Raw genomic sequence first — 26,292 nt, forward strand, 5'->3', positions numbered from 1 at the left:
CATTTGAAACTTTCTGTTTTCGAACTACTGTTAACCTTAAGTCAAACAAATCCTTCAAATTACTACGATGAATGAAATGAGATCGGACAGAGCAGGAATGATTGGATGCGCCATAGGGGCAGCTGTAATCGAACTGACGGCAAAAGGTATGCCGATAAACAAGAGCAATATTTTGTATGAGCTTGAGCGTATAGCTGCGTCATCTAAGCAATTGCCGACAAAAGCTGTAGCGAGGGATGCGGCGAACATTCTCAGAAAAGGTCACAATTAAAAGCTTAACCATGATGATTCATTACTTGGGAGTGAGGTGGGGCGGGATAGGGTCGGCAATTTGATAAAAATCATAAATCGCTCTGCAACCTATTTTAAGAAGATTTTGCATTCTCATCGGCTAGGGCATGACTTTGCGAATTAATGCCCGCAGAATCGCGGGCATTTGCATTAACGGTTAGAAATGTACAGAGTCACTTCCAGACCGAGGCGAAGATCAACAAATTCTGGCTTCTTCCACATAATTAATACCTTCCTGACAAGTTAGATACACCCCAATCCACCTAATGTTAGATTGAGTACATAATTGAGTACAAAGGGAATGTGCCCAATAAGATTTAATCCTTATAAAACATATGATTAAATCGCATTAGGTCATTGCTTTGCCGTCTCTACACATAATTCTGGCGGTTCTGAATTTGCAGACCAGGCACCCCATAAAGATTTTCCGACAGGTTAACGCGCGGTGCTGCATGGCGCATATCCTCGCCAGAAACGACGCTGACCGCTGCTGGCGTATCCAGTTCAGACAAACCAGCACCGGTGGGAGTGGCGCTGACCACCATGGTATTGCTGGCATCATCCGCCGCCAGTAACGGTAAGGGGAACACCGCAGGCAGCGCCAGCCACAGCCCCTGACGCAGTAAAGCTATTTTCATTATGAAAGACCGTAACAAAAGAAGTGAAATGTACCGGGTGGAACATTATGGCGCATATGTTAAAGGTTTTTTCGCTTGTTTGAAAAGCGTTAATAGTATGACGTGATATTGCCAAAGGTCAGGTTTAAAAATGTTTTTTCACCGCACCTCTGGCCTGGCCACAATCGTCGGTACTTTAAGTCAGATTGGGTTGTACTAAAGGTTGGAGCCCCATTACAGCGCAATTCAATCAACACGCAATGGTGCATTTTTGCGATGATTTACAATGCTGGAAAGCTGTAAATTATCTTTGTAAATCATTGTACTATCAGACTTTCACAACCATCCGGATTGCGCACTAAAGCTTTGCAGGGATGCAAAGAGTTGTTGTATGCTCAGTTACCAGATTGGTGACACTTCATACCATTCCACCTTGTGTCTTCACTGTATGGGTGGTTTTTTTGACTTTTTATTTTTACCCCTTGAGCCGTGATCGGGAGGTTTGGATGACAACTTTAGCGCGACGCTCTGTGCAAACGATTAAAAATCGCACGCAGTACGTTGACTCATTTGTCGATTCTGAAACTTCAAATGAGTTCACTGTTCTTCGTTTAAGTGAGCGTCAGTCTCCTCAGCGTCAGCTTTTTATCGTTACGCTGAATGATACTCAGGCAGATGGTGAGGTTATTCCGTTCGCTGAAATTGCCACTTCATCAACGAACAAACTCCGTTATGTCGTGAAGCCTTCCGAACAGTATCCGCAACTGGCGGACGCTCATCTTCTGGACATGATAGAGACAGTAATTACAATCTTTATGAAGAAAAATTGGAATAATAATATTCACTAATAGGTTCACAGATATGCCCCCAGACCTGATTGGTAACTACAATAAAGATATTAACATCGAGTTAGATGGCGTAAAAAAACATCTGGAAACGTCTTTTCTTTTTACTCGTGAAGGCGGTCTTTTCCGGGTTGATGAGTACGTTTTAAATGGTGGGGTATATCATTACTACCTGGATATTTATTCCATAGGTTGCTCTGAACCTGATTTTTATCTCGACTTCGGTACGGACCTTGATGATCAGGGAATGCGGCACGATGATATCGTTCAAAATCTGTTGTCTCTGAATATGGAAGATGAACGACGTACCAAAAAGATAGGTCGGGTTGCTTATAAGGATATGTTGCTACAGGATAATGGCTTCGTGCTTTCAGCAAAACAGATAAAAAGTGTTGTCATTGACGAAGATTACCGGGCAGCTGGCCTGGCAAGAAATATATACAAGACATTGACGATGAAGCATGAATATATTGTTTGTGATAATACACAAAGTATCTCAGGCGGATCGTTATGGGCGAGCAGTATCTTAAGCATTGGCGAAGTCAGAATTTATGATATGCGCCTGAATGCTTTTGTTGATGTCCTTGCCAAAGAGGGAAAGGGTAGTGGGGGATTGATTCCCTGGAGTTGCCAGACTCTCACCGCACAACAAATCGTAGAGTGGGGGCGCTCATTTAATCCAGATTCCTGTCATCATATAGTTAATGTGCTTAATAAAGATGCACTCCATTGATAATAAACTCATCACTCGGTGTTTTTTCTCTGCTCCCCGCAATTGTTTGAATAAGTTAAGAGGCATATGAATAGTTAATAACTATTGACCCGCTATGCGGTTTTTTTTATGCCCATAACCATAAAATGAGATTTCTACAGTATGACGGCATATTGCCAACGCTCAGGTTTAAAAATGTTTTTTCACCGCACCTCTGGCCTGGCTGTGTAGCCGAATTCCTGTCAGGCTAGCGCTTTTGTCCGAAATCATAGAAGGGAGTGAAGATGAGTCAGCAACCTGTGGTAGCGGTATTGGGACTGGGCGCAATGGGCCATGCATTTGCCGCTAACCTGTTGAAGAAAGACTTTGTGGTGCAGGGCTGGAACCGCACACGCGCCCGTGGCGAAGATTTAGTGTCTGCCGGGCTGCTCCTGAGTGACAGCGCTGTACAGGCGGTGGACGGGGCGGACGTCGTGATCGCCATGCTGTCCGACGGTGAGACCACGCTCCAGGTCATCAGTGAAGCGCAGCACGCGTTGAATCAGGGTGCCACGCTGTGCCAGATGGGCACTATTGGGGTGGAAGCGACCGATGCGCTGATTGCCCAACTGGCAGAGGCGCGCCCGGATGTGGTGTTTATCGATGCACCGGTTTCGGGTACTAAAGCCCCGGCGGAAAATGCGCAGATTCTGGTGATGGCGAGTGGTGACCAGAGCAAAGCCCAGGCGGCAGAACAGGTGTTTGCGGCGATTAGCAAGGGCACCCAATGGCTCGGCGCAGCCGGGGCCAGCTCACGCATGAAACTGGTGGTTAACAGCTGGCTGATTGGTCTGATGCAGAGCCTGGCGGAAAGTACCCGTCTGGCGGAGCAGTTTGGTTTCAGCACCGACGACCTGTGGAAAGTGCTGGACGGCGGTCCTCTGGCTGCGCCTTACGCCAAAATGAAACTCGGCATGATCGCCAGTGGTGATTTCACACCGCAAATGCATCTGGTCTGGGCGTTGAAAGATGCGCGTCTGGCGCTGGATGCCGCCGGTGACGCAAAACTGCCCGCGCTGGAGAACATCGTGGATGTCTGGCAGCAGGCGGTGGACGCCGGTTTTGGCGAACAGGACCTGGCCGCGGTTTATCAGTTCCTGAAGCCGTAATGCGATGACGGCGGTACTGAGCTTCGATTTCACCAGTCGTCCGCTGGTGCCCTATGCCCATGATTATGCCCACGGCGATGCCGAGCCGTGGCATAACCATGACTGCGCCCAGTTGATTCACACCCTGAGCGGCGTGGTTAAGGTGGAGACTCAGCACGGCAACTGGATTGTGCCGCCCAGTCGCGGTGTCTGGTTGCCCGCGGGTACGCGGCATGCGTTGCAGATTGTGGGTCAGGTGGCGGCGCGCACCCTGTTTGTTGATCCGCTGGCGCGCGCCGATCTGCCTGCCAGTTGCCAGGTAGTGCAGATCTCCCCGTTGCTGCGTGAGCTGATAGTCAGTGCGATTGCCTTGCCTGAAAGTTACTCGGCGGGTAGCCGCGCCGAGCGGATCTACGAACTGATTCTGGATGAAATTCGCGTAATGGATGTGCTGCCGTTCGGTTTCCCCTGGCCGGAAAGCGCCCGTCTGCTGGCGTTGTGCCAGCAGATCCAGCAGCAGCCCGGTGAAAACTGGACGCTGGCACGGGCCGCGGCAGAACTGTGCGTGGCCGAGCGCACCCTGGCACGCCACTTTAGTCGCGAAACCGGTTTGCAGTTCAGCGACTGGGTGCGACGGGTGCGCATCAGTGTCGCTTTAACCCGACTGGCGCAGGGCGACACGGTGCTGGCGGTGGCGCTGGACCTCGGCTATGACAGCCCGGACGCCTTCAGCGCGATGTTTCGCCGTTTGCTCGGGGTTACGCCAGCGAACTACTTTCCTGCGGCAGAAAAGCGTGGGCGGCGTTAAGCAGCGCCTGCAACGAGGCGCGTGCCACGTCATTGTCGATACCCACCCCCCAGGCGCGCTCACCACGGCTGTTCACACAACTGAGGTAGGTGACGGAGCGACTGTCACTGCGTTTGCCCAGCGTATGCTCATGATAATCCTCGATACTCAGCGTCAGGCCATACCGCTGGCGTAATGCGGTGACCGCTGCGGACAACAACCCGTTGCCTTTGCCTTCCAGACTGACCTGCTGCGCCCCTTGCTGCAGCCGGGCTTTCAGGCGCGTTTCCCCTTTCTCATCGCTATGGCTTTCCGCTTCCAGCAATCGCCGCGTCGGTTGGGTCAGGCCGTAATGTTCACAAAACAGTTGCCACAACGCGTGGTGGGTCATCTCCTGACCATGCGCATCGGTCTGCTGCTGCACGATACGGCTGAAATCCTGTTGCAGGCCGCGCGGCAATTGCAGGCCGTGGTTCTGCTCCAGCAGCCAGGCGGCACCGCCTTTGCCAGACTGGCTGTTAACGCGGATCACCGCTTCATAGCTGCAACCGATATCCGCCGGATCGAGCGGCAGATACGGCATCTGCCAGATTGTCTCTTTGCGTTCAGCCCGCTCGGCAAACCCTTTGCGAATCGCATCCTGATGCGAGCCGGAAAAGGCGGTGAATACCAGTTCACCGGCATAAGGATGGCGCGGATGCACCGGCAGCTGGTTGCAGCGCGTCACCACTTCCAGCACCTGCTGGATATCGCTGAAATCAAGCTGTGGAGCCACCCCCTGGGTATAGAGATTCAGCGCCAGTGTGACGATGTCCACGTTACCGGTGCGTTCACCGTTACCGAACAGGCAACCTTCAACCCGATCGGCTCCGGCCAGTAAAGCCAGTTCGGCACAGGCGATACCGGTACCGCGATCGTTGTGCGGATGCACGCTGATGCTGACCTGCGCGCGTTGGCTGAAGTGGCGGCAGAAATACTCAATCTGGTCGGCATAGACATTCGGCGTGTTGACCTCAACGGTAGCGGGCAGGTTGATGATCATCGGTCGCTGCGCGCCAGGCTGCCAGATGGCTGCCACCGCTTCACATATCTCCAGCGCGAATTCAGGTTCGGTAAAGCAAAAGGTTTCCGGTGAGTACTGGAATGTCCATGCGGTGTCAGGCTGGCTCTCGCAGCGGGCGCGTATCTGACGTGCTGCGGCGCAGGCCAGTTCGATAATTTCTGCTTTGCTTTGGCGAAACACGCGCTCACGGAACAGCGGGGCGGTGGCGTTGTAAAGATGGACAATGGCGCGCGGTGCGCCGCGCAGTGCGGCAAACGTGCGGTCGATCAGATCGGCGCGCGCCTGGGTCAGCACCTGAATCGCCACGTCATCGGGAATATGGCGCTGCTCAATCAGCAGGCGCACAAAGTCGAAGTCAGTTTGCGAGGCGGCAGGAAAGGCCACCTCAATCTCTTTAAATCCGCAACGTACCAGCAGTTGCCAGAACTCCAGTTTGCGTGCGCTGTCCATCGGCGTAGCCAGGGCCTGATTGCCGTCGCGCAGGTCAGTGGAAAGCCAGCGCGGTGCCTGGGTCAGCTGGCGTGATGGCCATTGGCGTTCCGGCAGGTCAATCACCGGATAAGGACGATATTTTTCAGCGGGCTGGGTAAGCATGGGGGTTCTCCTTATGGTCTGCTGCCAGTCTCGCTGAAGTCATACCGCTCCGGCTCGCCCATTGCTGACAACCACCCGTGCAAAACTGACAAGTACCCGTGCAGATTCGCTCAGGGATTTATTCCTGCACCCTTTGTGCGCCGCGATTTGGCGAAAGCGCGGCAGACGCGTAGCATAGCCTTATGTTACTCCGCTGTTATCAGGCTATGTCTCTTTCAATTTTCGATGGTCATAACGACCTGCTGCTTAATCTGTGGCTGCATCACCGTGATGCGCCAGCTCAGGCTTTTTTCTCCGGCATAGAAAACGGCCACCTCGACTTCCCGCGCATGCAGCAGGGCAGTTTTGCCGGTGGCCTGTTTGCGCTGTTTGTTCCGCCGCAACGCTATATCGAGCAGGTTGCGCCCCAGCGGGCGCAGGAACGCTGGTCGCCGCTGGAGATTCTCTGGCAGCAGCTGGCGATCCTCAAAACGTTGGTGGCTGAATCGCAGGGTCGCGCCCGCTTATGTCTGACCAGCGCCGATATCGCCGCCTGCCGGGCGGACGGGGTGCTGGCGATGGTGGCGCATATCGAAGGAGCCGATGGCTTTGATGGCGACGGTGACGCGCTGGCCGCGTTTTATCAGGCTGGCGTGCGCAGCATCGGGCCGTTCTGGAATCTGCCCAATCGCTTTGGGGTGGGAGTCACCGGTAACTTCCCCGGCTCACCGGACAGCGGCCCCGGTTTAACCGCAGAGGGCGAAGCCCTGATTGCCGCCGCTAATCAGCAGCGCATGCTGATTGATGTCTCCCATATGAACGCTAACTCTTTCTGGGACACCGCGCGCTTATCCTCTGCACCACTGGTGGCGACGCATTCCAATGCCCATGCGCTGTGTCCGCAGCCGCGCAATCTCACTGATGATCAGTTGCGCGCTATCCGCGACAGTGGCGGCGTGGTGGGAGTAAATTTTGGTAACGCCTTTCTGCGTGCCGATGGCAAACGCGACAATGACACGCCACTGATCGAAATTGTTAAACATGTTGATCATTTAATCGCGATAATGGGCAGCGATCACGTGGCCTTTGGCTCCGACTTCGACGGCATCAGCGCGCCAGAGGCGTTGAAAGATGTTTCCGGGTTGCCACAGCTTTGCGCCTTGTTGCGCGAAAATGGCTATGATCAGGCTGGACTTGAGCAAATTACCTGGGGCAACTGGCAGCGGGTGCTGAAACAGATTTGGGGGGAATAACACAATTCCCTTACCTAATCGGGGTTGATCTGTTCGTCACATTGGCGCAACATCAGCCCGCGTTGTGTATTGCGATCGGGATCACAGATCCTGGCGCAAGCATTCCATGCAGAGTTCGCTCTGCGTTAAGAGACTTAGAGGAAGAATATTATGTGGAAAAAACCTGAATTTGTTGACCTGCGTCTGGGCCTGGAAGTGACTCTGTACATCTCCAACCGCTAAGACTTCTGCCCGCCACCTGCGCGGGCATTTTGTTTTCCTTCTCCGGTCATTTCTCATGTTTATTAAAGTTCTCGGTTCAGCGGCGGGCGGTGGTTTTCCGCAGTGGAACTGTAACTGCGCCAATTGCAGCGGCCTGCGTAATGGCACGATCCAGGCGCAGGCACGCACCCAGTCATCGATTATTGTCAGCGATAACGGTGAAGATTGGGTGCTGTGTAACGCCTCCCCCGATATCAGCCAGCAGATCGCCCACACGCCAGAACTGAATAAAAAGGGCGTCCTGCGCGGCACGGCGATTGGCAGCATCATTCTTACCGACAGCCAGATCGACCATACCACCGGCTTACTCAGCCTGCGTGAAGGTTGCCCGCATCAGGTGTGGTGTACCCCTGAAGTGCACGCCGATCTCACCAGCGGCTTCCCGATTTTTACCATGCTGCAGCACTGGAACGGTGGTTTGCAGCATCATGCGCTGACACCGCTGGAACCTTTCCGCGTTGATGTCTGCCGCAATCTTGAATTTACCGCCATCCCGATCCTGAGCAATGCGCCGCCGTATTCGCCATTCCGCGATCGTCCGCTGCCGGGCCATAACGTGGCGTTGTTTATTACTAACCACGCCAATAGTCAGACGCTGCTGTATGCGCCGGGCCTTGGTGAACCGGATGCGGTGATTATGCCGTGGCTGCAAAAGGCCGATTGCCTGCTGATTGACGGTACCGTCTGGCAGGATGACGAGCTGCTGACCACTGGCGTCGGTAAAAATACCGGCAAAGCCATGGGCCATTTAGCGCTTTCCTCCGCCCAGGGCATGATGGCGCTGCTGGCGTCGTTACCGGCCAAACGCAAAATTTTGATTCATATTAACAACACCAATCCGATCCTCAACGAGCAGTCACCGCAGCGCCAGTTCCTGACGCAGCAGGGCATTGAAGTGAGCTGGGATGGAATGGCGATTCATCTGCAGGAGTCTTCATCGTGATCATTACTGAAGCCCTGACGCCAGCCGCCTTTGAACAGGCACTGCGCGCCAAAGGTGCCTATTATCATATTCATCACCCGTACCATATCGCCATGCACAACGGCGAAGCGACGCCGGAGCAGATCAAAGGCTGGGTGGCGAACCGTTTTTATTACCAGACCAATATCCCGCTGAAAGATGCGGCGATCATGGCGAACTGCCCGGACCCGGCGACGCGCCGTAAATGGGTGCAGCGTATCCTCGATCATGACGGCAGCAATGGTCATGAAGGCGGCATTGAAGCCTGGCTGCAACTGGGTGAAGCGGTAGGGTTGACGCGTGAAGAATTGTTGTCCGAGCAGCATGTGCTGCCTGGCGTGCGTTTCGCGGTGGATGCCTACGTCAACTTTGCCCGTCGTGCCAACTGGCAGGAAGCGGCCTGTAGCTCACTGACCGAGCTGTTTGCACCGCAGATCCACCAGTCGCGTCTCGACAGCTGGCCACAGCATTATCCGTGGATTAAAGAGGAAGGTTATTTCTACTTCCGCAGCCGCCTGAGCCAGGCGAATCGCGATGTGGAGCACGGTCTGGCGCTGGCGCTGGAGATTTTTACCAGCGCAGAGCAACAGAATCGGATGCTGGAGATTCTGCAATTTAAACTCGATATTCTGTGGACCATGCTCGATGCCATGACCATGGCCTATGCGTTGCAGCGTCCGCCTTATCATACGGTCACCGACAAGGCGGCCTGGCACACCACCAGACTGGTATAACAAACATGAAAGATAACCTGATCCCTGCTTTCCGACGCGGCTATCGCCTGCAATGGGAACCCGCGCAGGAGAGCCATGTGGTGCTCTATCCGGAAGGGATGGCGAAACTGAATGAAACCGCCACCGCTATTCTGGAGCTGGTAACGGGCAAACAGGATGTCGCCGCCATTATTGCCACGCTGAACGCACGCTTCCCGGAGGCTGGCGGCGTGGATGAAGACGTGAAAGCGTTTTTGCAGTCAGCCGTTGAACAAAAATGGATCCAGTGTCGTGAACCCGAATAAACCAGGCATTACGCCGCCGCTGTGGCTGCTGGCCGAGCTAACCTATCGCTGCCCGTTGCAGTGCCCGTACTGCTCGAATCCGCTCGATTTTGCCCAGCAGGAAAAAGAGCTGACCACTGAACAGTGGATTGAGGTGTTCCGCCAGGCACGCGCCATGGGCAGCGTGCAGCTCGGTTTTTCCGGTGGCGAACCCCTGACGCGTAAAGACTTGCCGGAGTTGATTAAGGCCGCGCGGGATCTCGGTTTCTACACCAACCTGATCACCTCAGGCATTGGTCTGACGCAGAACAAGCTCGATGCCTTTGCGGACGCCGGTCTCGATCATATCCAGATCAGCTTCCAGGCCAGCGATGAAACGCTGAACGCCGCGCTGGCTGGCTCGAAAAAAGCCTTCCAGCAGAAGCTGGAGATGGCAAAAGCGGTAAAAGCGCACGGCTATCCGATGGTGTTGAACTTCGTGCTGCATCGCCACAACATCGACCAAATCGATAAAATTATCGATTTATGTATCGAGCTGGAAGCGGATGACGTGGAACTGGCAACCTGCCAGTTTTACGGCTGGGCGCACATCAATCGCCAGGGGTTACTGCCGACGCGTGAACAAATTGCGCGCGCCGAAGCCATCGTGGCGCAATATCGCCAGCGTATGGAGGCCAGCGGTAATCTCACCAATCTGCTGTTTGTCACGCCGGATTATTACGAAGAACGTCCGAAAGGCTGCATGGGTGGCTGGGGATCGATCTTCCTGAGCGTCACACCGGAAGGCACAGCACTGCCATGCCACAGCGCGCGTCAGCTACCGGTGGAATTCCCGTCCGTGCTGGAACGCAGCCTGGATGATATCTGGTATAACTCGTTTGGTTTTAACCGCTACCGGGGTTATGACTGGATGCCAGAGCCGTGCCGTTCCTGTGACGAGAAAGAGAAGGACTTCGGTGGTTGCCGTTGCCAGGCCTATATGCTGACCGGCAATGCCGACAACGCTGACCCGGTGTGCAGCAAATCGCCGCATCACGACAAAATCCTCGAAGCCCGGCGCGAAGCCAGCTGTAGCGATATCAAAATTGCCCAGCTGCAATTCCGCAACCGCACCAATTCGCAGCTGATCTACAAGCAGCGCATTCTGTGATGACTACGCGCAGCCTGCGGCTGACGAACGGCCTGCGCTGTCATTTACATCATCAGCCTGATGCACGCGCAGCTGCTGCGCTGCTGCGCGTGGAGGCGGGCAGTTTACAGGAACCGGACCGCTGGCCAGGGCTGGCGCATCTGCTGGAACATTTGCTGTTTTGTGGCAGTGAGGGCTGGGCAGCTGATCAACGCCTGATGCCCTGGGTGCAGCAACAGGGCGGTCAGGTCAATGCCACCACGCAACTCAGCCACAGCGCCTTTTTCTTTCAGGTGCCGGTCAGCGAGCTGGAGGCGGGGGTGGCGCGGCTGGTCGCGATGCTGGCGGCACCGTTACTGACGCCCGAGGCGATTGCGCAGGAAAGTGCGGTGATTGACGCCGAATATCGTTTATTGCAGCGCCATGCGGAAACCCTGAGCGAGGCAGCATTGCTGGATTTGCTGGCTGCCCCCCGTGAGTTTCAGCGTTTTCGCGTCGGGAGTCTGGCGGCTTTTGGTGACAATGTCACAAATCTGCGTCAGGCACTTTGCGCCTTCCTTCAGCAGTTCTATGTCGCGGGAAATATGGAGCTGTGGTTACAGGGGCCGCAAACGCTGGATGAACTGGCGGCGTTGGCGGAACGCTATGGTCAGCAGCTGTTACCCGGCGTGTTGCAGCAGTCGCCGGTAGCACCACAACCGGCAGCGGTGCGCCAGCGTCTGCTGCAGTTGCCTGGCAGCGAAACCTTCTGGCTGACCCTGTTATTGTCGGGTGAGATGGAAGTACTGCGCGATGACGTCAGCCAGTTACGCCGTTTCTGGCTGGACGATGCGCCTGGCAGTCTGCTGGCACAGCTGCGTGCTGCGGGACTGTGTGAAGATCTCAGCGTTCAGTGGCTGTGGCGCGATACGCAGCACAGCTGGCTGGCGCTAAAGTTCACCGCTCATACGCTCACACCGCAGCAGGCGCAGTGTATCCAGCAACACTTTAGCCAGCATCTGCGCGCCCTGGCACAAAGCAGCCCGGCGCAACGCCAGCATTATCAACAGCTGGCGCAGGAGGACTTCAGCCAATTGTCGCCGCTGGAACAACTGCGTGGTCATGCGCTCAGTTTCGCGCCGGGTGCCCCTGCTGACTTTTCCCGCGTCCTTAACCTGCTGCAACAGGCGACGCCGCTGGCGTTGCTGACTCAATGCCAGTTAGCCGCGACGGCACAGGTTACCCAGGGATTTAACTTATCGATTGCCGACTGGCCTGCGGAAGCCAGTCAGCACCAGGAAAGTTTACCGTTCTGGTTTTATCCGCAGGCAGAGGTGCAGGTTTCTCGTGCGCTGCCTGACGGTGTCTTTCCGTTGCTGAATGTGGACCCGGTTCAGCCGCTGGAAACTCTGTTGCTGCGTCCGGCGTTTTATCAGCCCTTCAGTGATGAGGAGGCTGAGGCGCGTCAGCGTCTGCTCCGTCCGGTGCTGGCTGCGTTGCGCCATGCGGGCGGACGTGGCAGCTGGCAAGCGATGCAGGGCAGCTGGCAGTTGGTGCTGCATCTTCCCGGTGATAGTGATGCCGCGCTGACGGCGGTGGCTCAGGTGGTACAGGCGCTCAGCGCGCCCACTGAACCTCACCCCGTCGTGGCTGCGGCAGGCATCGCTATTCGCCAGCTGCTGTCGGCGTTACCGCAGCAGTTGGTCAATCCACCATCCTCCCCGCGCTGGCAGGCGGCCTGGTGCGGCCATAACGCGGCGTTGCGGGATGGGGCGGCGCGAGCGCTGAGTGAGTTGCCAGGAGCGGCAATGACTACCGCACCGCTGTTAAACCGCGGCGTGACGGCTATCCCGTGCGCAGGCAGCGATCAGGCGTTGCTGCTGTTTATCCCGCTGGGCGAGGCGGATGATGACACCCTGGCGGCATTACGCGCGCTGGCGCTGATCTATGAACCCCGCTTTTTTCAGCAGTTACGCGTGGAACAACAAATCGGTTATGTGGTGACGGCGCGTTATCAGCGTGTCGCTGATATCGATGGCATTCTGCTGGCGTTGCAGTCGCCCGACATTCCCTGGCGCGTGCTGCTGGGCCACTGCAAACGCTTTCTGCGCACGCTGGATATCTCCGCTGCGCCACTGGAGGCTTTGCAGCAGACGCTGTTGCAGCAATGTGCCGTGAACAACAACGCTGATGCTGCGCTTGCCGGGTTGCGTCAGCAGCAGGGTTTACCCGAGCTGACGGCCATGGCAATCCACCGGCTTACGCTGACGCAATTACAGCAATTGCATCAGCGTCTGCTGCAACAGCGTCGGCGCTGGCGAATTTTATTTGCGATAAGCCAGCCATGAAACTGTCCCTGAATGGGATTGTTTCATATTGATATTGCTGAATTTTTTTGAAAATTTCGTCCAAAACTCTTCACTGTTCCCGCGTCGCATAATCCCGGACACTCTTCGGACTATTCAGAACCAAGAGGAACAACTGGTGAAAAACGTTACCCGCTTTGCGCTGCCCCTGCTGGCCGCTGCCACTCTGTATGCACCGCTGTCACAGGCTGCGGCGATGCATTACGATCTGAACCCGGAACACACATCGGTGATTGTGACCTGGACCCACTTCGGCTTCTCACATCCGACGGCGGATATCCCGAACAGCAAAGGTACCCTGGTGTTTGATAAAGACCATCCGGAGCAGTCACGCGTTGACGTTACGCTGCCAGTCAGCCAGATCGATAGTCACGTTCCGGCGCTGACCAAAGAGTTTCTCGGCAAAGAGTATTTCGATACTGCGAAATATCCTTCAGCGGTATTCCACAGCACCAAGGTGGTGGCGAAGGGCGACAACAAGTTCGATGTGGAAGGGAATCTGACCCTGAAAGGCATCACCAAACCGGTCACGCTGCATGCTACGCTGAATCAGCAGGGCGAGCATCCGATGGTGAAAAAACAGGCGATTGGTTTTGATGCCACCGGCACCATCAAGCGTTCTGACTTCAAGCTGGATAAATACGTTCCGGCAGTCAGCGACGATGTCACGCTGACCATTTCGACTGAAGCATATGCGAAATAATTGACCCGGTCGGCATTAATGCCGACCCTACACAAATCGTAAGGAGCGCATTAATGCGCTCCTTTTTGTTTATTCCGCCCAGAACTTCTTCTTACTGGTTTTGCCGATCCCCGGATTACAACTGTTGGTAGGGTCGAGCTGTTTCCAGTGGTCCACATGTTCGCAGGATGCGTGATACAAATGGCCGACGTTATGTTCTGCCGGATACTTCGCCCCGCGCTGCTCCAGATAGACCTTCACCGCTTCTTTAAACGCCTTCGCATCCACTCCCGCCTTCAGCACATAATCCTGATGATTGACGTAGCAAAAGAAATGCCCGCAGCAGGAGTCTACCTGTACCTGCTCAGCCAGGTGGTCCGGCAGGGTTAAGCGCCATGCATCGTCGTTGCGACGCAGTGCCACATCGAACGCCACCAGACGCTCATTCGGGTTATAACCGAGGGCATCGCAATAGGAGATGGTGCAGCCGCCCACACCAAAACGCACCAGAAAGGCATCCGCCGCTTCGCGTGCATCACAGTGGAAAAAGCCGCCGCTGTGGCTGGCAAAAAACGTCTCCAGCAATGTCTGCAATTCAGCGGTTTGCGCAGATTCCACCTTAATCATCAGATGATGTTCATACTCGCTGCGGTAATCCATGATGCGCGGTGCGACGAAGCGCGGCGTGATCTGGTTGAAGAATTGCAGCACCCGATCAACAAAATTGCGTGGCAGGAATTTCAGATGGCTGACGCGCACATCCCATTTGGCTTTATTCGCCATCAGACGCGGGAGTGCCTGTGGGCCGAGCTTGCGGATCGCCAGGTACATATGTTTGGCGTAGCGCACGGTGAGATCAAAAGCGTTGCGATGGATATATTCCGCCTGCACCGGCAATTCGCTCATCTGTGTCAGCAGATAGCGGCGCAGAGCGACCAGCACCGCTTCATCATTGGTGCCGATATAGAACGTGTCGCTGCCTGCACTGGCTGCAAAAGTGGGGAGACGGACGGCAAACACCACCACTTTGCCTGCGCTACCGGAGCTGTCATGCAGATAACGGATGTCACCGTTAAAGCGGGAAGGGCTGTCGGCGGTGACGTCACGCAGACGCTCGGCGTAATCCTCCGCCCAGATTTTGCCTTGCCAGTCCGGCTGCTCACCGGTCTGATACTGCTGGCGGGTCAGATTATCCAGCATGGCTTCCGGCGTGGCACCGAGGTCGATACCGAGATGATTGACCATCTCCAGTCGGCCATCGTCATGGATACGGGCAAATAACGATTTCTCGGTAAACGCCGGACCGCGACGAATCAGCGAGCCACCGGAGTTGTTGCAGATGCCGCCGACCACGGACGCACCAATGCATGAAGAACCAATCACCGAGTGCGGTTCGCGTCCCAGCGGTTGCAGGGTCTGCTCCAGTTCCGTCAGGGTGGTACCGGGGAAGGCAATGACCTGCCGCGCCTCGTCGATCACCTGCACACCTTTCAGCTGGCGCGTACTGACAATCACCACTTCACGATCATAATCGTTGCCATCCGGTGTCGAGCCACCGGTCACGCCGGTATTCGAGGCCTGCATCAGGATAATGGCGTCATGCGCCACGCATACCTGAAGTATTTGCCACAGTTGTGGCAATGTCTGGGGCAGTACCACGGCCAGCGCCTCGCCGCGTCCAACGCGGAATCCTTTGGTGTACCAGGCTTTATCATCAGAATGGGTTAACAGCTGTTTTTCACCTACCACGTCACTCAGTTGACGCAACATTTCCTGCGGGGATGTCATGTTTTCTCTTCTGTGTCATGTGTCTGCCGGGATATTGGACAGGTGCTGACCGCGCAATGTCAATGATTGATCGGTACTGACGTGAAAATAACGCACTGAAGCATTATCCCTTTATCTGCCACGGAAAAACTGCAACGTACCGATAAAAATGCGCGAGGTATCACAAAATAGCTTTAAAGAAAAAGGGCGAACCAGGGGCTAAATAGCGCTGGATGATTTGACAGGTGAAATAAATATAACCACATGAAAAATATAATAATTACTTCCTGATGGAATAATTTTGCATGTGATTAAAGTCACAAAAATTGCCATGCTAACCTCCTTGTCAAGGATCTCGCTAAATAAATTCGTGATGAAAGTGTGATCTCCATTGCAAATAGAAACCCTCTTCATCGGAAGAATGAATCGCAGAAGCACAGCGTAAGGAGTGGGGACAATGAGAATTGGCATGGTGATCAGTGGTGGTGATGTTACCGGCATAAATAATTTTATTTTTCAGATTTCCCGCTTAACGCAGGCGGAGATGGTGTTATTTAACGGGGGTATTCCGGGATTGCTGGAAAATAAACATCAGGAAATTTCCCTGCGTGATTTGGTGGATTACGCTATTGCGGCGATTCCGGTGATGCAATCAGGCAGGCCGACGAGAAAGTTAATCAGACCAGAATATGAAGCCATTGCCAAACAGCTTAAAGCACTGCGCATCGATGTGCTGATTATGGCCGGTGGTGATGGCTCCCTGCAATTTCTGCATACGCTAAGTGAATTTGGCGTGAATTGTTTTGGCGTTGGCATGACGATTGATAATGACGTGTTTGGCAGTGACTACACCATTGGTTTTTCTACCGCCTGCGAACAGGTGTTAAAAGAAGTCACGAAACTACGTAATACCGGTCGCGGTTTACCGGGCCGGGTATTTATGGTGGAACTGCTGGGGGGCTACTGCGGTGAATTAACGCTGCAATCGGCGATCAAAGCGAATGCGGATCTTGCCCTGATCCCGGAGTGCCAGATCCCGTTACAGGAGCTGGCGCAGCGTATCGTGCAGCGCCTGGCAGGACAGAATAGCGTGGTGATCCTGTGCTCTGAAGCCTACACCCGCGAGTACTCACCGGGATTTCAGGGCGCGATTGATACCTTAATTAAACAACTGGAACCGATGATTGGCGTGCGTATCCGTAAAACCATCATCGGTTATGGCCTGCGCAACGGTGACCCCACCTGTGAAGAAATTTACCAGGGCACCATTATGGCCAGCGAAGTCGCGCGTTGTATTCAGTCGGGAATGCGCAATAAAGCAGTCATTATTAATGGCAGCAATAAACCGATACCCATTGATTTAATAAGCATGAAAAAACGCTTGGTCGACACCGAAGGGCATCATTACAAACTCGCTAAACAACTGCATATTCTGTGAGGAGATAGCCATGCTGAAAATATTATGTGTATGCGGATGTGGTCTGGGATCCAGTTTCGCCATCGAAATGAGCGCCAAAGCGGTATTAAAGAAGCTGGAAATCGAGGCGGATATTGATCACACCACCATTTCTGAAGCCAATGCATTTAAATCCGACATCATTTTAACCCAAAAGGCATTTGCCGATGTATTAAATGCCGATGCCAGCCCGGAACAGATGAAACGGGTGATTATTCTCAACCGGTTAACGGATAAAGCGGAAATTGAGCAAAAAATCGTGGCATTTATGAAAGAGCACAACATGAAGGTTGCTAACCATGAATAGTGTGATCAACTTCCTGGTAAAAGACCTGCTCGGGCAGGCATCGATTCTGATTGCCTTTATTGCCCTGGTCGGTTTGTTACTACAAAAAAAATCAGCAGGGAAGGTGGTGGAAGGCACCTTTAAAACGCTGCTCGGTTTCTTAATTATGATGGCCGGTATCAACATTATTGTTGGCACGCTGACCTTCCTCAATACCATTTTTACCCACGGCTTTGGCATGCAGGGTTATATCACTGACGTTGCTGCGATTGCCGGGTTAGCGAACCGCGAGCTGGGTTCAGAAGTGGCGCTGACGCTGTTGGTGATCTTTATCGTCAACATCATCATTGCCCGCCTGACACCGTTCAAATACATCTTCCTTACCGGGCAGGCGCTGCTGTGGATGGCGACCATCGGTGCGGTGATCGGCTACAAAGCGGGGCTGACAGGCTTACCTCTGATCCTTACCGGCGGCATTTTTGGTGGCGTGATGGCAGTGGTGATGCCCGCGCTGGCACAACCGGTGGTGCGTCGCATTACCGATTCGGATGATGTTGCCCTCGGCCACTTCTGCACCATTGGCTACCTGGTGACGGCGGCGGTGGCTAAAGTGGTCGGCAAAGGCTCGCGTTCTACCGAAGACCTGAAGCTGCCGGACAACTTCAAATTTCTCCAGGACACCTATTTGTCGATGGCGGTGGTGATGGTGCCGATGTACCTGATCCCGGCGGTGGCAGCAGGTCCGGCCTTTATCGCCCAGTACAGCAACGGCATGAATTACCTGATGTATGCCTTTATGCAATCGATTCAGTTCGTAGCCGGGGTGTTTGTGTTGTATAGCGGCGTGCGCCTGTTGCTGAATGAGCTGGTCCCGGCATTTCGCGGTATCGCGATGCGTATCGTGCCGGATGCCAAACCGGCGCTCGATTGCCCGGTGATGTTCCCTTATGCACCAAACGCGGTGATTGTCGGCTTCCTTGCCACCACCCTCGGTTCAGTCGTCGGCATGCTGGTGTTCCCGATGTTCGGTCTGGCGATGATTTTGCCCGGTTTGCTTACCAACTTCTTTGCCGGTGGCACGGCCGGGGTGTTTGGTAACGCACTCGGCGGCCGTCGCGGTGCGATGATCGGCGGTTTTGTCCACGGCCTGTTTATTACGCTGCTGCCCGCGATTCTGGTACCGATGCTGGAAAGCTACGGCTTCACTGGCGTGACCTTCAGCGACTCGGATGTCATCAGTACCGGCCTGGTGCTCGGTCATGCATTCCAGAATAACTGGCTGTTCGTCGCCCTGTTTATTGTCTTTATTACCCTGATCGCCTGGTTTGTTAACGGAAAATCTACGAAACCTCACGAGGAAAATATTCATGAAACTTTATAACTTTACCGATCTGTTACAGGTGGCTAAGCAACGTGAATTTAAAGCGCTCGGATCCTTTAATTTGCACTGTCTGGAAATGTTACCGGCTTATTTTAAAGCGGCAGAAAAAACCAACAGCCCATTAATGATTCAAATCTCCACCGGCACGGCGAAATATCTCGGACATAAATTACTGGTCGATGCGATTCGCTCACTGGCAGAAAGTAAAAATGTGCCCACCTGCCTGCATCTCGATCACTGTTCTGACCTGGATGCGATCCAGACAGCGCTGGATGCCGGGTTCAGTTCGGTTATGTATGACGGCTCGCATCTGTCGATCGAAGAGAATATCTCCAACACGCGTAAAGTGATCGATATGGCGCGCCCGTTACATGTGTCGGTCGAAGCGGAACTGGGGGCGATTGGCGGCTCAGAGGATGGTAAATCAGTGGAAATGAACGAAACTTCGTTCACCACGGTGGACGATGCCAAACGCTTTGTGGATGAAACCGGGGTGGATATGTTGGCCATCTCCATCGGCACGGTACACGGCCTCTACACCGGTAAAGCGCACATCCAGCATCAGCGGCTGGCAGATATCACTGAAGCGACACATACGCCGCTGGTGCTGCATGGGGGTACCGGCGTCAGTGATGAGGATATGCGTCTGGCGGTGCGCAGCGGCATTGAAAAAGTGAACGTCGGCACAGAAATGAACGTGCAATGGGTGGCGCGCTGTAAACAGACATTCGAAAAGGGCAAAGTAAACGACAGCGTGCGCAATTTTCTGGTGCCCGCTAACGATGCCGTTACTGACGTATTGGTAGAAAAAATTCAGTTGTTCCGCTGAGCATCTTTCATGACGTATTAACCTGAGGTGCCCTGGCGCCATTCGGGGCAGGAGACGCTATGTTTGGATTCAGGAAAAAGGCCCCTGAGAATAAAGGGGCGGACGAGCAGGAAATAGATCGTCAGGCTGAAAGCATCAGTGAGAAAATAACCACGCTGGAGCAGGAACTGGCAAATAATCCGCGCGCAGGTGAAACGCAAAAACAATTAATGCTGGAATATAATCGGGCATTAAGTTTATTTGCCAAAAGCCGTCGTTTCCGTCAGGAGATTGATTCGTTGTTCGTCAAAATCGATGAACTGCGTAATACCATTCGCAAGTCGATATAAGGAGGAAGCATGAGCATCAAACAACTGTTGCAGGAGGCGAATGCTATTCAGGTGGGCATTGACGCCCGCGACTGGCGCGAGGTGATTACGCTGGCTGCACGGCCACTGGTCAGCGGGGGCTATGTCAAAGCTTCCTACCCGGAGGCGGTGATCGCCAACACCCTGACGCATGGCGCCTATTACGTGTTCGAAGAGGGCATTGCCATCCCCCACGCGCGACCGGAAACCGGCGTGCTGAAGGATTGTTTCAGCCTGCTGGTGCTGGAGGAACCGATATCCTTTGCCGGGAGTGACAAGGCCGATATTGTCATCATGTTCGGGGCGCGCGACAGCAACGCGCATATCGAGGAGGGGATTCGCGCCATTGTCACGATGCTTGAAGACGAAGAGACCCTGGTGCGGTTGCGTAAGGCCGTCAGTGCCGCGGAGGTCATCGACATCCTATGAGAACGCTCACTGAAGAAAAATGCGTGGTGCTGGTCAATGGCATTCCGGCTTCCGGCAAAAGCACCCTGGCGCGAGGCCTGGCGCAGCGTTTTGCTTTACCGATACTGACGCTGGATAGCCTGAAGGAACCGTTTATGGCCAGCTTTGCGCCAGTGGATCGCCTGCGTAATCGTCAGCTTGGGTGTGCGGCATATCAGGCGATCTGGAAGATTGTCGCTCAGGCACCTGCCAGCTGCGTTTACCTGATCGATGCCTGGTTTGGTTTTCAGCCAAAAGCGGTGCTGGAGGAGGGATTGCAAAACGCCGGGGTGACGCGGGTGCTGGAGCTATGGATGGCGATCACCCCTGATGAGGTGGTGGCGCGTTATCAGGCACGTCTGGAGCAGCGTATGCCGGGCCATCCGGGGGCAGAATATTTGCCCGAGTTGCGACAACTGGCTGAGCGGGCGCAGCCGATGGCGCTGGGTCCGGTGTTGCAGCTGGATGCCCGTGCGCCAGACGAGGCTGCCGCGCAGGCATGGTTGCAGCGTCAGTTGCAGCGTCAGCCCGCGCGTTCGCTATCGGTATCCGGGTGAAAAAAGGTTGCCAGCAGGGTGCTGAGTTGCTGATCGCCTTTGCGGTCCGCCGCCAGCTGGCGACAAATATCCCCCAGTGCCTGATAGAGGCGATCGGTAGCCAGTTCACCCTGGTTAAGGGTCGCGATCTCATCCATTTCAGCCGCCCAGCGCCAGGCTTTTGGCAGCATATCCGGGGCGGCTTTTTCCATTCTTTTCAGCATGAAAGCCTGGCTCTCTGCCATCTCTTCACGCAACGCATCGGCCGCACCAACCCGGCTGGCATTAATCAGCATCGCCGACGTGAGCAGGGTGATGCCTTTATTGATGCCAGCGTAAGACATCTTCAGCGCCGATGCGGCACCGTTTTCTGCTGCCATGATACGCACCCGCAGACCCAGCTCGCTCAGGGCTGCCAGCTGGCTGGCATGGGGACCGGAAAACCAGAAGCGCGGTCCGGCGGGATTATTCTCCCCCGGCGGCAGACCAATGATGGCCCCATCAACAAAAGGCGTGCCGGTGGCCTCAATCACCGTTGCCACCTGGCGCAACGTCTCCGGGCTGATGGCGTTGCAATCGACGTACAACGGTTTACGTGGGGCGGCGGCTAAATGGGGTGCCATCTGCTGCGCCCAGCTGAGGGCGGATTCCGGCGGCAGGATGGAAAAAATAATATCCGCCTCGCACAGCGCGGCTTCACTGGCATCGGTGATCTGTGCGGCACGCGCACGCTGTTGGGACTCGGCAGAACGCTGGCTTAACGGGCTGATGACGCGCGCACCGTGCTGAGTCAGCACCGCCGCAACCGCCGCGCCCATCGCACCCGGTGCGGCAAAGGCAAGGGTTTTCATGAGGTGATCTCCTGGAAAGGTGTTTCCAGTATGAGACGCGCGCCAGCCATTCGGCTATCAGGAAATGCAACCAGATATGTTTATTCCGCAGGGAACAGGCGCGGAGTGAGGAAATCAATCAGAGCGCGTACTTTTGGCGACGGGTGTTTACTGGCGGGCCACAGCAAATGGAACACCCCGGTGTGGCAGGCATAGTCGGATAACACCTCACGCAGCAATCCCTGCGCAAGCGCCTCACGGACCGCGAAGTCTGGCAACCATGCCAGGCCCAGCCCACGCAGGGCAAAGCAGACACGCGTCTCAATGTTGTTGCAAATCATTGCCGCAGGCTGAATAAACTCGTTTTCCGCTGCATTATCCCGCATCACCCAGCGCTCCAGTTTGCCGCTGTTGAGAAAACGGTAATGCAGGCAGGCATGTTGGGCCAGATCGGCCGGGGTCTGCGGCTCGCCGTGGCGTGCGAGGTAATCGGGCGATGCGATCACCACCGAACGGGAATGCCCTAATTTACGTGCCGAGAGACGCGAATCGGCGGGTGGACCGACCCGCAGCACGGCGTCGTAGCCTTCGGCAATGACATCGACCAGCCGGTCGGTGAAGTCCATATCCAGCTGAATCTCTGGATACTGGTGCATAAAATCCCCCAGCACCGGCAGGAGCAGGGCGCTGACCATCGGCAGGCTCAGACGCAGCCGACCGCTGGGACGTTGTGCGGCCTGGCTCAGTTCCTGTTCTGCTGCCTCAATCTCCGCCAGAATACGGCGGCTGCGTTGCAAAAACAGCGCACCTTCGGCGGTCAGGGTGATGCTGCGGGTACTGCGATGAAACAGCCGCACCCCCAGTTTATCCTCCAGCCGGGCGATACTTTTCCCCACGGCCGACGCTGACACGCCCAGATAACGACCTGCCGCCACAAAGCTGCGGGTTTCTGCTACCTGCACAAACACCATAAAACCATTAAGACTGTCCATGTGTTCTCACGATTGCTGACATATATTTCCGCAGAGAAGTGAAATATACCCATCTTTTTCCGCAATCAGGAAGCGCTTACTGTGAGTCTGTCGATTTCTGGAGAGATAACAGCATGCAAAGTTTGGTTGAAGAAGTCATCCGCCAGGCATTCCCCTCAGTGGGGGTGGGTATGGTCAGTCGGTTGATCACGAGCTGGCGGAGGCGTAATGCATAAAACACGCGAAAGATTACCGTTTGTTCCGCTGGTGGCTCTCAGCCTGACGGCGTTTATCGCCATCGTAACGGAGGCGCTCCCCGCAGGGTTGCTGACGCCGATGTCGCTTGACCTGCGGGTTTCTGCCGCCGCTGCCGGGCAAAGCGTGACCGTCTACGCCATCGGGTCGCTGCTGGCCGCCATACCGGTGATGGTTTTGTTGCAGGGGATGCGCCGCAGGCGGTTGCTGCTGCTGGCCCTTGCGGGTTTTGCGCTGGCGAATATGGTGACCGCCTGGTCACCCTTATATGGGCTGATGCTGGTGGCTCGGGGTGTGGCGGGTATGGCCGCCGGTGTTTTATGGGCGCTGCTGGCGGGGTATGCCGCGTCTATGGTCGCCGCACATAACAAGGGTAAAGCGATTGCAGTGGCGATGGCAGGCACGCCGCTGGCGTTATCCCTCGGCGTGCCGCTCGGGACGTATGCGGGCAATCTGCTGGGCTGGCGCGTCTGTTTTGCCGGGCTGGCGGGGCTATCGCTGCTGTTGATGGTTATCCTGCGCCTGACCGCTCCCGATCTCGCGGCTCAGCCGGGCAGACAACGTCTGTCGCTGCATCAGGTATTGCGGTTGCCGGGCGTGCGCGGCGTATTGCTGCTGGTGTTGGGTTTTGTGCTGGCGCATAACCTGCTTTATACCTATATCTCACCCTTTCTTCAGCCTGCCGGGCTGGCGGCACGCACTGACAGCGTACTGCTGCTATTTGGCCTCTGCTCACTGGTAAGCATTGTGATCACCGGTATGCTGATTGACCGCTATCTGCATCAGCTGACATTACTCAGCATTCTGCTGTTTATCTGTGCGGCGCTGCTGTTGCAGTTTGGTGCGGCGCGTTCACCGGTGGTGTGGCTGGCGATGGTGCTGTGGGGCCTGGCGTTTGGCGGCGCCGCGACACTTTTTCAGACCGCAATGGTAGGCCATGCCGGGGAGGCTACCGATGTGGCGCAATCGATGCTGGTGACCGTATGGAATCTGGCGATTGCGGGGGGTGGCGTGGTGGGGGGATTGTTGCTTCAGGGATTCGGCGTGGCAGGGTTTACACCCGCGCTGTTACTGCTGCTGACGTTGACAACCGCATGTTTCGTCAAGGCATCCAGACCGTTATCAACCAGGCTTTTGTGATTTCGATCTCAGTTCATCGCGTAACCTGTCAAACATGGAGAATGTTATGAAAATCGATCTACACGGCAAAACAGCGTTAATCACCGCATCCACCGGTGGCATTGGATTTGCCATTGCCCAGGGGCTGGCAGCCAGCGGGGCGGAAGTGGTGCTGAATGGGCGCAGTGAAGCCTCGGTGAGCCGGGCGCGGGAAAAGCTGAACGCGGCGGTTGTCGGGGCCAAAATTCATACGGTGATTGCGGATTTGGGCAGTGCGCAGGGTGCGGACACGTTGCTGAAGGGGCTGCCCGCCATCGATATTCTGGTGAATAACGCCGGGATTTATGGTCCTCAGGACTTTTTTGCCACCGATGACGACACCTGGGAAGATTACTGGCAAACCAACGTGATGTCCGGTGTGCGTCTGTCGCGTGCGTTGCTGCCGGATATGGTGAAAAAAGGCTGGGGCCGCGTGGTGTTCATCTCGTCTGAATCGGCACGCAATATTCCCGCTGATATGGTGCATTACGGCGTGAGTAAAACCGCCCAGCTGTCGCTGGCGCGCGGACTGGCAAAAGTGGTGGCGGGTTCCGGGGTGACGGTGAACAGCGTATTGCCTGGCCCGACCATTTCCGATGGCTTTGCCAGCATGATGGAAGCCGAGGTGAAGCGTACCGGCAAATCGCTGGAAACGCTGGCAAAAGAGTTTGTCATGAGCCAGCGTCCGAGCTCGGTGATCCAGCGTGCCGCCACCGTCGAAGAGGTGGCGAATATGGTGGTGTATGTCTGCTCGACCCAGGCATCGGCCACCTCCGGTGCTGCACTGCGCGTCGATGGCGGCGTAGTGGATGATATTGTGTAGATCCGCATACATTTGCACTGACATGTAGCGGCGCGATTTATCGCGCAATTTTGTGCACCGTGTTGGCAAACCCCGCGCGATAAATCGCGCCGCTACGGCTTTTACATATCAAATTTGGGCAAAAAATCCTCGCGCTGCGGGGTAAAGGTATCCAGCAGCGTGCCCGCCTCCAGGCAAACGCAGCCGTGTACCACATCGGGGGCTTTATACAACGTATCCCCGGCGCTGACTTCTTTAGTGACACCATTGATGGTGAAAGCAAACCGGCCAGAAAGCACATAGGTCAGTTGCTCGTGCGGATGGTGATGCAGCGGGCCGACGGCTTCTGTTTCAAAACTCACTTCAACCGCCATCATGCGGCCGCCATGCGCCAGTACCCGGCGAGTGACGCCGTTACCCAAATCTTCAACCTGTGTGGCATCACGGTAGATAAACATGGTTGCTCCTCGCGTGTTGTCTTGCTGATGTGTGAGCGAGCTCACAACTAAAAAGGGTTTTCAGTGCTGCATTTTAACGCTCTTTGATTAAAATGAAACGGTGTTTCAATTTAATATGAAGGATGGATCATGAAAATCGCGTTAATGATGGAAAACAGCCAGGCAGCGAAAAACGCCACTGTACTGAAAGAACTGGAGTCCGTGGCGCAGCCGCTGGGCCATCAGGTGTTTAACGTTGGCATGAGCGACGAGCAGGATCATCATCTTACCTACATTCATCTCGGTATCATGGCCAGCGTGCTGCTGAACAGCGGCGCGGTGGATTTTGTTATCGCCGGTTGCGGTACCGGTCAGGGCGCATTGATGTCGCTAAACATCCATCCTGGCGTGGTGTGCGGTTACTGTATCGACCCGGCTGACGCCTATTTGTTTGCCCAAATCAACAACGGTAATGCGTTGTCACTGCCGTTCGCCAAAGGCTTTGGCTGGGGCGCGGAACTTAACCTGCGCTTTATCTTTGAAAAAGCCTTTACCGGTACGAAAGGGCTGGGCTACCCACCAGAACGCAGAGAGCCGCAGGTGCGTAACGCCGGGCTGCTGAACCAGGTAAAAGCGGCAGTGAACAAGGAAAATTATCTCGATACGCTGCGCGCCATTGACCCGGATCTGGTGAAAACTGCCCTGAGCGGCCCGCGTCTCCAGCATTGCCTGTTTGAACACGGGCAAAACGACGAGATCGTGCGTTTTGTGCGCGCGGTAGTGGCCTGATTCGCGATACCTTCCTGGTGCGAATGAATTCGCACCCTACAAACGTAGGGTCGGCATTTAGGTACAAACCGGGCACATAGGTAACACTTTAGACCGGGCACATGGGTAACAGTTATAAACGGCATAGCAGAGGAGACTCACTATGCCCTGGACTGAGACTGTTATCATGCAACGCCTTGAATTTATCCGTGCCTGCCTTGCAGGCACTCATTCCGTTTCTGAACTTTGCCGTCTGCACCGTATCAGCCGGAAAACCGGCTATAAGTGGCTCAGCCGATTTGACCCCGCTGACCTCTCCTCTCTTCAGAACGCCTCACGGGCAAGACTCACACAGCCGGAGAAAATCTCTCCGGATATC

Annotated in this window: 29 protein-coding genes and 1 pseudogene; 23 read left to right on the forward strand and 7 right to left on the reverse strand. The window is 55.1% G+C overall.

The window, feature by feature from the left end; all coding sequences use genetic code 11:
• Positions 1 to 441 precede the first annotated feature (441 nt).
• Positions 442 to 513 (reverse strand): pyrroloquinoline quinone precursor peptide PqqA, encoded by a 72-nt coding sequence (pqqA, locus tag CUN67_RS09045; protein ID WP_010617686.1) that lies wholly within the window; start codon positions 511 to 513, stop codon positions 442 to 444.
• Between the two features lie 155 nt (positions 514 to 668).
• A pseudogene (locus tag CUN67_RS09050) lies at positions 669 to 929 on the reverse strand (TonB-dependent siderophore receptor); the annotation flags it as partial.
• Positions 930 to 1,414: 485 nt separating this feature from the next.
• Here CUN67_RS09050 and CUN67_RS09055 point away from each other — a divergent pair.
• From CUN67_RS09055 to CUN67_RS09070, 4 genes are all read left to right on the forward strand, one after another.
• On the forward strand, positions 1,415 to 1,756 hold the full coding sequence (locus CUN67_RS09055) for a hypothetical protein (RefSeq protein WP_208714956.1): 342 nt from the start codon (positions 1,415 to 1,417) through the stop codon (positions 1,754 to 1,756).
• Between the two features lie 13 nt (positions 1,757 to 1,769).
• Entirely contained in the window at positions 1,770 to 2,486 is a 717-nt protein-coding gene (locus CUN67_RS09060; protein ID WP_208714957.1) for a hypothetical protein, read from the forward strand.
• Positions 2,487 to 2,749: 263 nt separating this feature from the next.
• Positions 2,750 to 3,613, forward strand: a complete 864-nt coding sequence (locus tag CUN67_RS09065) for an NAD(P)-dependent oxidoreductase (RefSeq protein ID WP_208714958.1) — start codon at positions 2,750 to 2,752, stop codon at positions 3,611 to 3,613.
• Between the two features lie 4 nt (positions 3,614 to 3,617).
• Positions 3,618 to 4,400 carry an AraC family transcriptional regulator gene (locus tag CUN67_RS09070; RefSeq protein ID WP_208714959.1) on the forward strand — a complete coding sequence of 261 codons (783 nt, stop codon included), beginning with the start codon at positions 3,618 to 3,620 and terminating at the stop codon, positions 4,398 to 4,400.
• On the opposite strand, the gene leuA is transcribed toward CUN67_RS09070, so the two are convergent.
• Positions 4,351 to 6,036 (reverse strand): 2-isopropylmalate synthase, encoded by a 1,686-nt coding sequence (gene leuA / locus CUN67_RS09075; protein ID WP_208714960.1) that lies wholly within the window; start codon positions 6,034 to 6,036, stop codon positions 4,351 to 4,353. The genes CUN67_RS09070 and leuA overlap by 50 nt on opposite strands.
• Positions 6,037 to 6,242: 206 nt before the next feature.
• Between leuA and CUN67_RS09080 the strand changes: the two genes are divergently transcribed.
• From CUN67_RS09080 to CUN67_RS09115, 8 genes are all read left to right on the forward strand, one after another.
• Positions 6,243 to 7,268, forward strand: a complete 1,026-nt coding sequence (locus CUN67_RS09080) for a dipeptidase (RefSeq protein ID WP_208714961.1) — start codon at positions 6,243 to 6,245, stop codon at positions 7,266 to 7,268.
• A 150-nt stretch (positions 7,269 to 7,418) separates the two neighbouring features.
• Positions 7,419 to 7,490, forward strand: coding sequence for a pyrroloquinoline quinone precursor peptide PqqA (gene pqqA, locus CUN67_RS09085; RefSeq protein ID WP_010617686.1), 72 nt, complete (start codon positions 7,419 to 7,421; stop codon positions 7,488 to 7,490).
• A 55-nt stretch (positions 7,491 to 7,545) separates the two neighbouring features.
• Complete coding sequence (gene pqqB, locus CUN67_RS09090) at positions 7,546 to 8,472, forward strand: pyrroloquinoline quinone biosynthesis protein PqqB (RefSeq protein ID WP_208714962.1); 927 nt, start codon at positions 7,546 to 7,548, stop codon at positions 8,470 to 8,472.
• Positions 8,469 to 9,224, forward strand: a complete 756-nt coding sequence (pqqC, locus tag CUN67_RS09095) for a pyrroloquinoline-quinone synthase PqqC (RefSeq protein WP_084874518.1) — start codon at positions 8,469 to 8,471, stop codon at positions 9,222 to 9,224. The genes pqqB and pqqC overlap by 4 nt, the downstream gene beginning before the upstream one ends.
• Positions 9,225 to 9,229: 5 nt before the next feature.
• A complete protein-coding gene (gene pqqD / locus CUN67_RS09100) occupies positions 9,230 to 9,508 on the forward strand; it encodes a pyrroloquinoline quinone biosynthesis peptide chaperone PqqD (RefSeq protein WP_084874521.1) in 279 nt (92 codons plus the stop codon).
• Entirely contained in the window at positions 9,495 to 10,637 is a 1,143-nt protein-coding gene (gene pqqE / locus CUN67_RS09105) for a pyrroloquinoline quinone biosynthesis protein PqqE (RefSeq protein WP_208714963.1), read from the forward strand. Before pqqD ends, pqqE begins: the two co-directional genes overlap by 14 nt.
• Positions 10,637 to 12,943 (forward strand): pyrroloquinoline quinone biosynthesis protein PqqF, encoded by a 2,307-nt coding sequence (gene pqqF / locus CUN67_RS09110; RefSeq protein ID WP_208717132.1) that lies wholly within the window; start codon positions 10,637 to 10,639, stop codon positions 12,941 to 12,943. Before pqqE ends, pqqF begins: the two co-directional genes overlap by 1 nt.
• Before the next feature lie 136 nt (positions 12,944 to 13,079).
• Complete coding sequence (locus CUN67_RS09115) at positions 13,080 to 13,664, forward strand: YceI family protein (RefSeq protein WP_208714964.1); 585 nt, start codon at positions 13,080 to 13,082, stop codon at positions 13,662 to 13,664.
• Between the two features lie 69 nt (positions 13,665 to 13,733).
• On the opposite strand, the gene dld is transcribed toward CUN67_RS09115, so the two are convergent.
• Positions 13,734 to 15,431 carry a D-lactate dehydrogenase gene (gene dld / locus CUN67_RS09120; protein ID WP_208714965.1) on the reverse strand — a complete coding sequence of 566 codons (1,698 nt, stop codon included), beginning with the start codon at positions 15,429 to 15,431 and terminating at the stop codon, positions 13,734 to 13,736.
• Positions 15,432 to 15,867: 436 nt separating this feature from the next.
• Between dld and CUN67_RS09125 the strand changes: the two genes are divergently transcribed.
• The 7 genes from CUN67_RS09125 to CUN67_RS09155 are packed head-to-tail and all read left to right on the forward strand — an operon-like array spanning position 15,868 to position 20,713.
• Positions 15,868 to 16,848: a 6-phosphofructokinase gene (locus CUN67_RS09125; RefSeq protein ID WP_208714966.1), complete on the forward strand. Its 981-nt coding sequence runs from the start codon at positions 15,868 to 15,870 to the stop codon at positions 16,846 to 16,848.
• Positions 16,849 to 16,858: 10 nt separating this feature from the next.
• A complete protein-coding gene (locus CUN67_RS09130) occupies positions 16,859 to 17,173 on the forward strand; it encodes a PTS sugar transporter subunit IIB (protein ID WP_084874535.1) in 315 nt (104 codons plus the stop codon).
• The gene (locus CUN67_RS09135; RefSeq protein WP_208714967.1) at positions 17,166 to 18,533 is read left to right on the forward strand and encodes a PTS sugar transporter subunit IIC; all 1,368 of its coding nucleotides are present in this window, start codon (positions 17,166 to 17,168) and stop codon (positions 18,531 to 18,533) included. Before CUN67_RS09130 ends, CUN67_RS09135 begins: the two co-directional genes overlap by 8 nt.
• Entirely contained in the window at positions 18,520 to 19,362 is an 843-nt protein-coding gene (locus CUN67_RS09140) for a class II fructose-bisphosphate aldolase (protein ID WP_208714968.1), read from the forward strand. The genes CUN67_RS09135 and CUN67_RS09140 overlap by 14 nt, the downstream gene beginning before the upstream one ends.
• A 59-nt stretch (positions 19,363 to 19,421) precedes the next feature.
• A complete protein-coding gene (locus CUN67_RS09145) occupies positions 19,422 to 19,691 on the forward strand; it encodes a hypothetical protein (protein WP_208714969.1) in 270 nt (89 codons plus the stop codon).
• A 9-nt stretch (positions 19,692 to 19,700) separates the two neighbouring features.
• A complete protein-coding gene (locus CUN67_RS09150; protein ID WP_208714970.1) occupies positions 19,701 to 20,138 on the forward strand; it encodes a PTS sugar transporter subunit IIA in 438 nt (145 codons plus the stop codon).
• Positions 20,135 to 20,713 (forward strand): AAA family ATPase, encoded by a 579-nt coding sequence (locus tag CUN67_RS09155; RefSeq protein ID WP_208714971.1) that lies wholly within the window; start codon positions 20,135 to 20,137, stop codon positions 20,711 to 20,713. Before CUN67_RS09150 ends, CUN67_RS09155 begins: the two co-directional genes overlap by 4 nt.
• Here the strand turns inward: CUN67_RS09155 and CUN67_RS09160 are convergent.
• The gene (locus tag CUN67_RS09160; protein ID WP_208714972.1) at positions 20,680 to 21,543 is read right to left on the reverse strand and encodes an NAD(P)-dependent oxidoreductase; all 864 of its coding nucleotides are present in this window, start codon (positions 21,541 to 21,543) and stop codon (positions 20,680 to 20,682) included. The two genes, CUN67_RS09155 and CUN67_RS09160, sit on opposite strands and share 34 nt — an antisense overlap.
• 80 nt (positions 21,544 to 21,623) lie before the next feature.
• Positions 21,624 to 22,514, reverse strand: a complete 891-nt coding sequence (locus tag CUN67_RS09165) for a LysR family transcriptional regulator (protein WP_208714973.1) — start codon at positions 22,512 to 22,514, stop codon at positions 21,624 to 21,626.
• A 207-nt stretch (positions 22,515 to 22,721) separates the two neighbouring features.
• Here CUN67_RS09165 and CUN67_RS09170 point away from each other — a divergent pair, with 207 nt between their 5' ends.
• Both CUN67_RS09170 and CUN67_RS09175 read left to right on the forward strand, forming a co-directional pair.
• Positions 22,722 to 23,888: an MFS transporter gene (locus tag CUN67_RS09170; protein ID WP_208714974.1), complete on the forward strand. Its 1,167-nt coding sequence runs from the start codon at positions 22,722 to 22,724 to the stop codon at positions 23,886 to 23,888.
• A gap of 46 nt (positions 23,889 to 23,934) precedes the next feature.
• The gene (locus tag CUN67_RS09175; RefSeq protein WP_208714975.1) at positions 23,935 to 24,729 is read left to right on the forward strand and encodes an SDR family NAD(P)-dependent oxidoreductase; all 795 of its coding nucleotides are present in this window, start codon (positions 23,935 to 23,937) and stop codon (positions 24,727 to 24,729) included.
• 101 nt (positions 24,730 to 24,830) lie between these two features.
• Here the strand turns inward: CUN67_RS09175 and CUN67_RS09180 are convergent, their stop codons facing one another.
• Entirely contained in the window at positions 24,831 to 25,166 is a 336-nt protein-coding gene (locus tag CUN67_RS09180) for a cupin domain-containing protein (RefSeq protein ID WP_208714976.1), read from the reverse strand.
• A 129-nt stretch (positions 25,167 to 25,295) separates the two neighbouring features.
• Here CUN67_RS09180 and CUN67_RS09185 point away from each other — a divergent pair, with 129 nt between their 5' ends.
• Both CUN67_RS09185 and CUN67_RS09190 read left to right on the forward strand, forming a co-directional pair.
• The gene (locus CUN67_RS09185) at positions 25,296 to 25,934 is read left to right on the forward strand and encodes an RpiB/LacA/LacB family sugar-phosphate isomerase (RefSeq protein WP_208714977.1); all 639 of its coding nucleotides are present in this window, start codon (positions 25,296 to 25,298) and stop codon (positions 25,932 to 25,934) included.
• 142 nt (positions 25,935 to 26,076) lie between these two features.
• A partial coding sequence (locus CUN67_RS09190) for a helix-turn-helix domain-containing protein (RefSeq protein WP_208717134.1) occupies positions 26,077 to 26,292 on the forward strand: 216 nt, incomplete at its 3' end.

The sequence above is a fragment of the Pantoea cypripedii genome (assembly GCF_011395035.1).
GTDB lineage: Bacteria > Pseudomonadota > Gammaproteobacteria > Enterobacterales > Enterobacteriaceae > Pantoea > Pantoea cypripedii_A.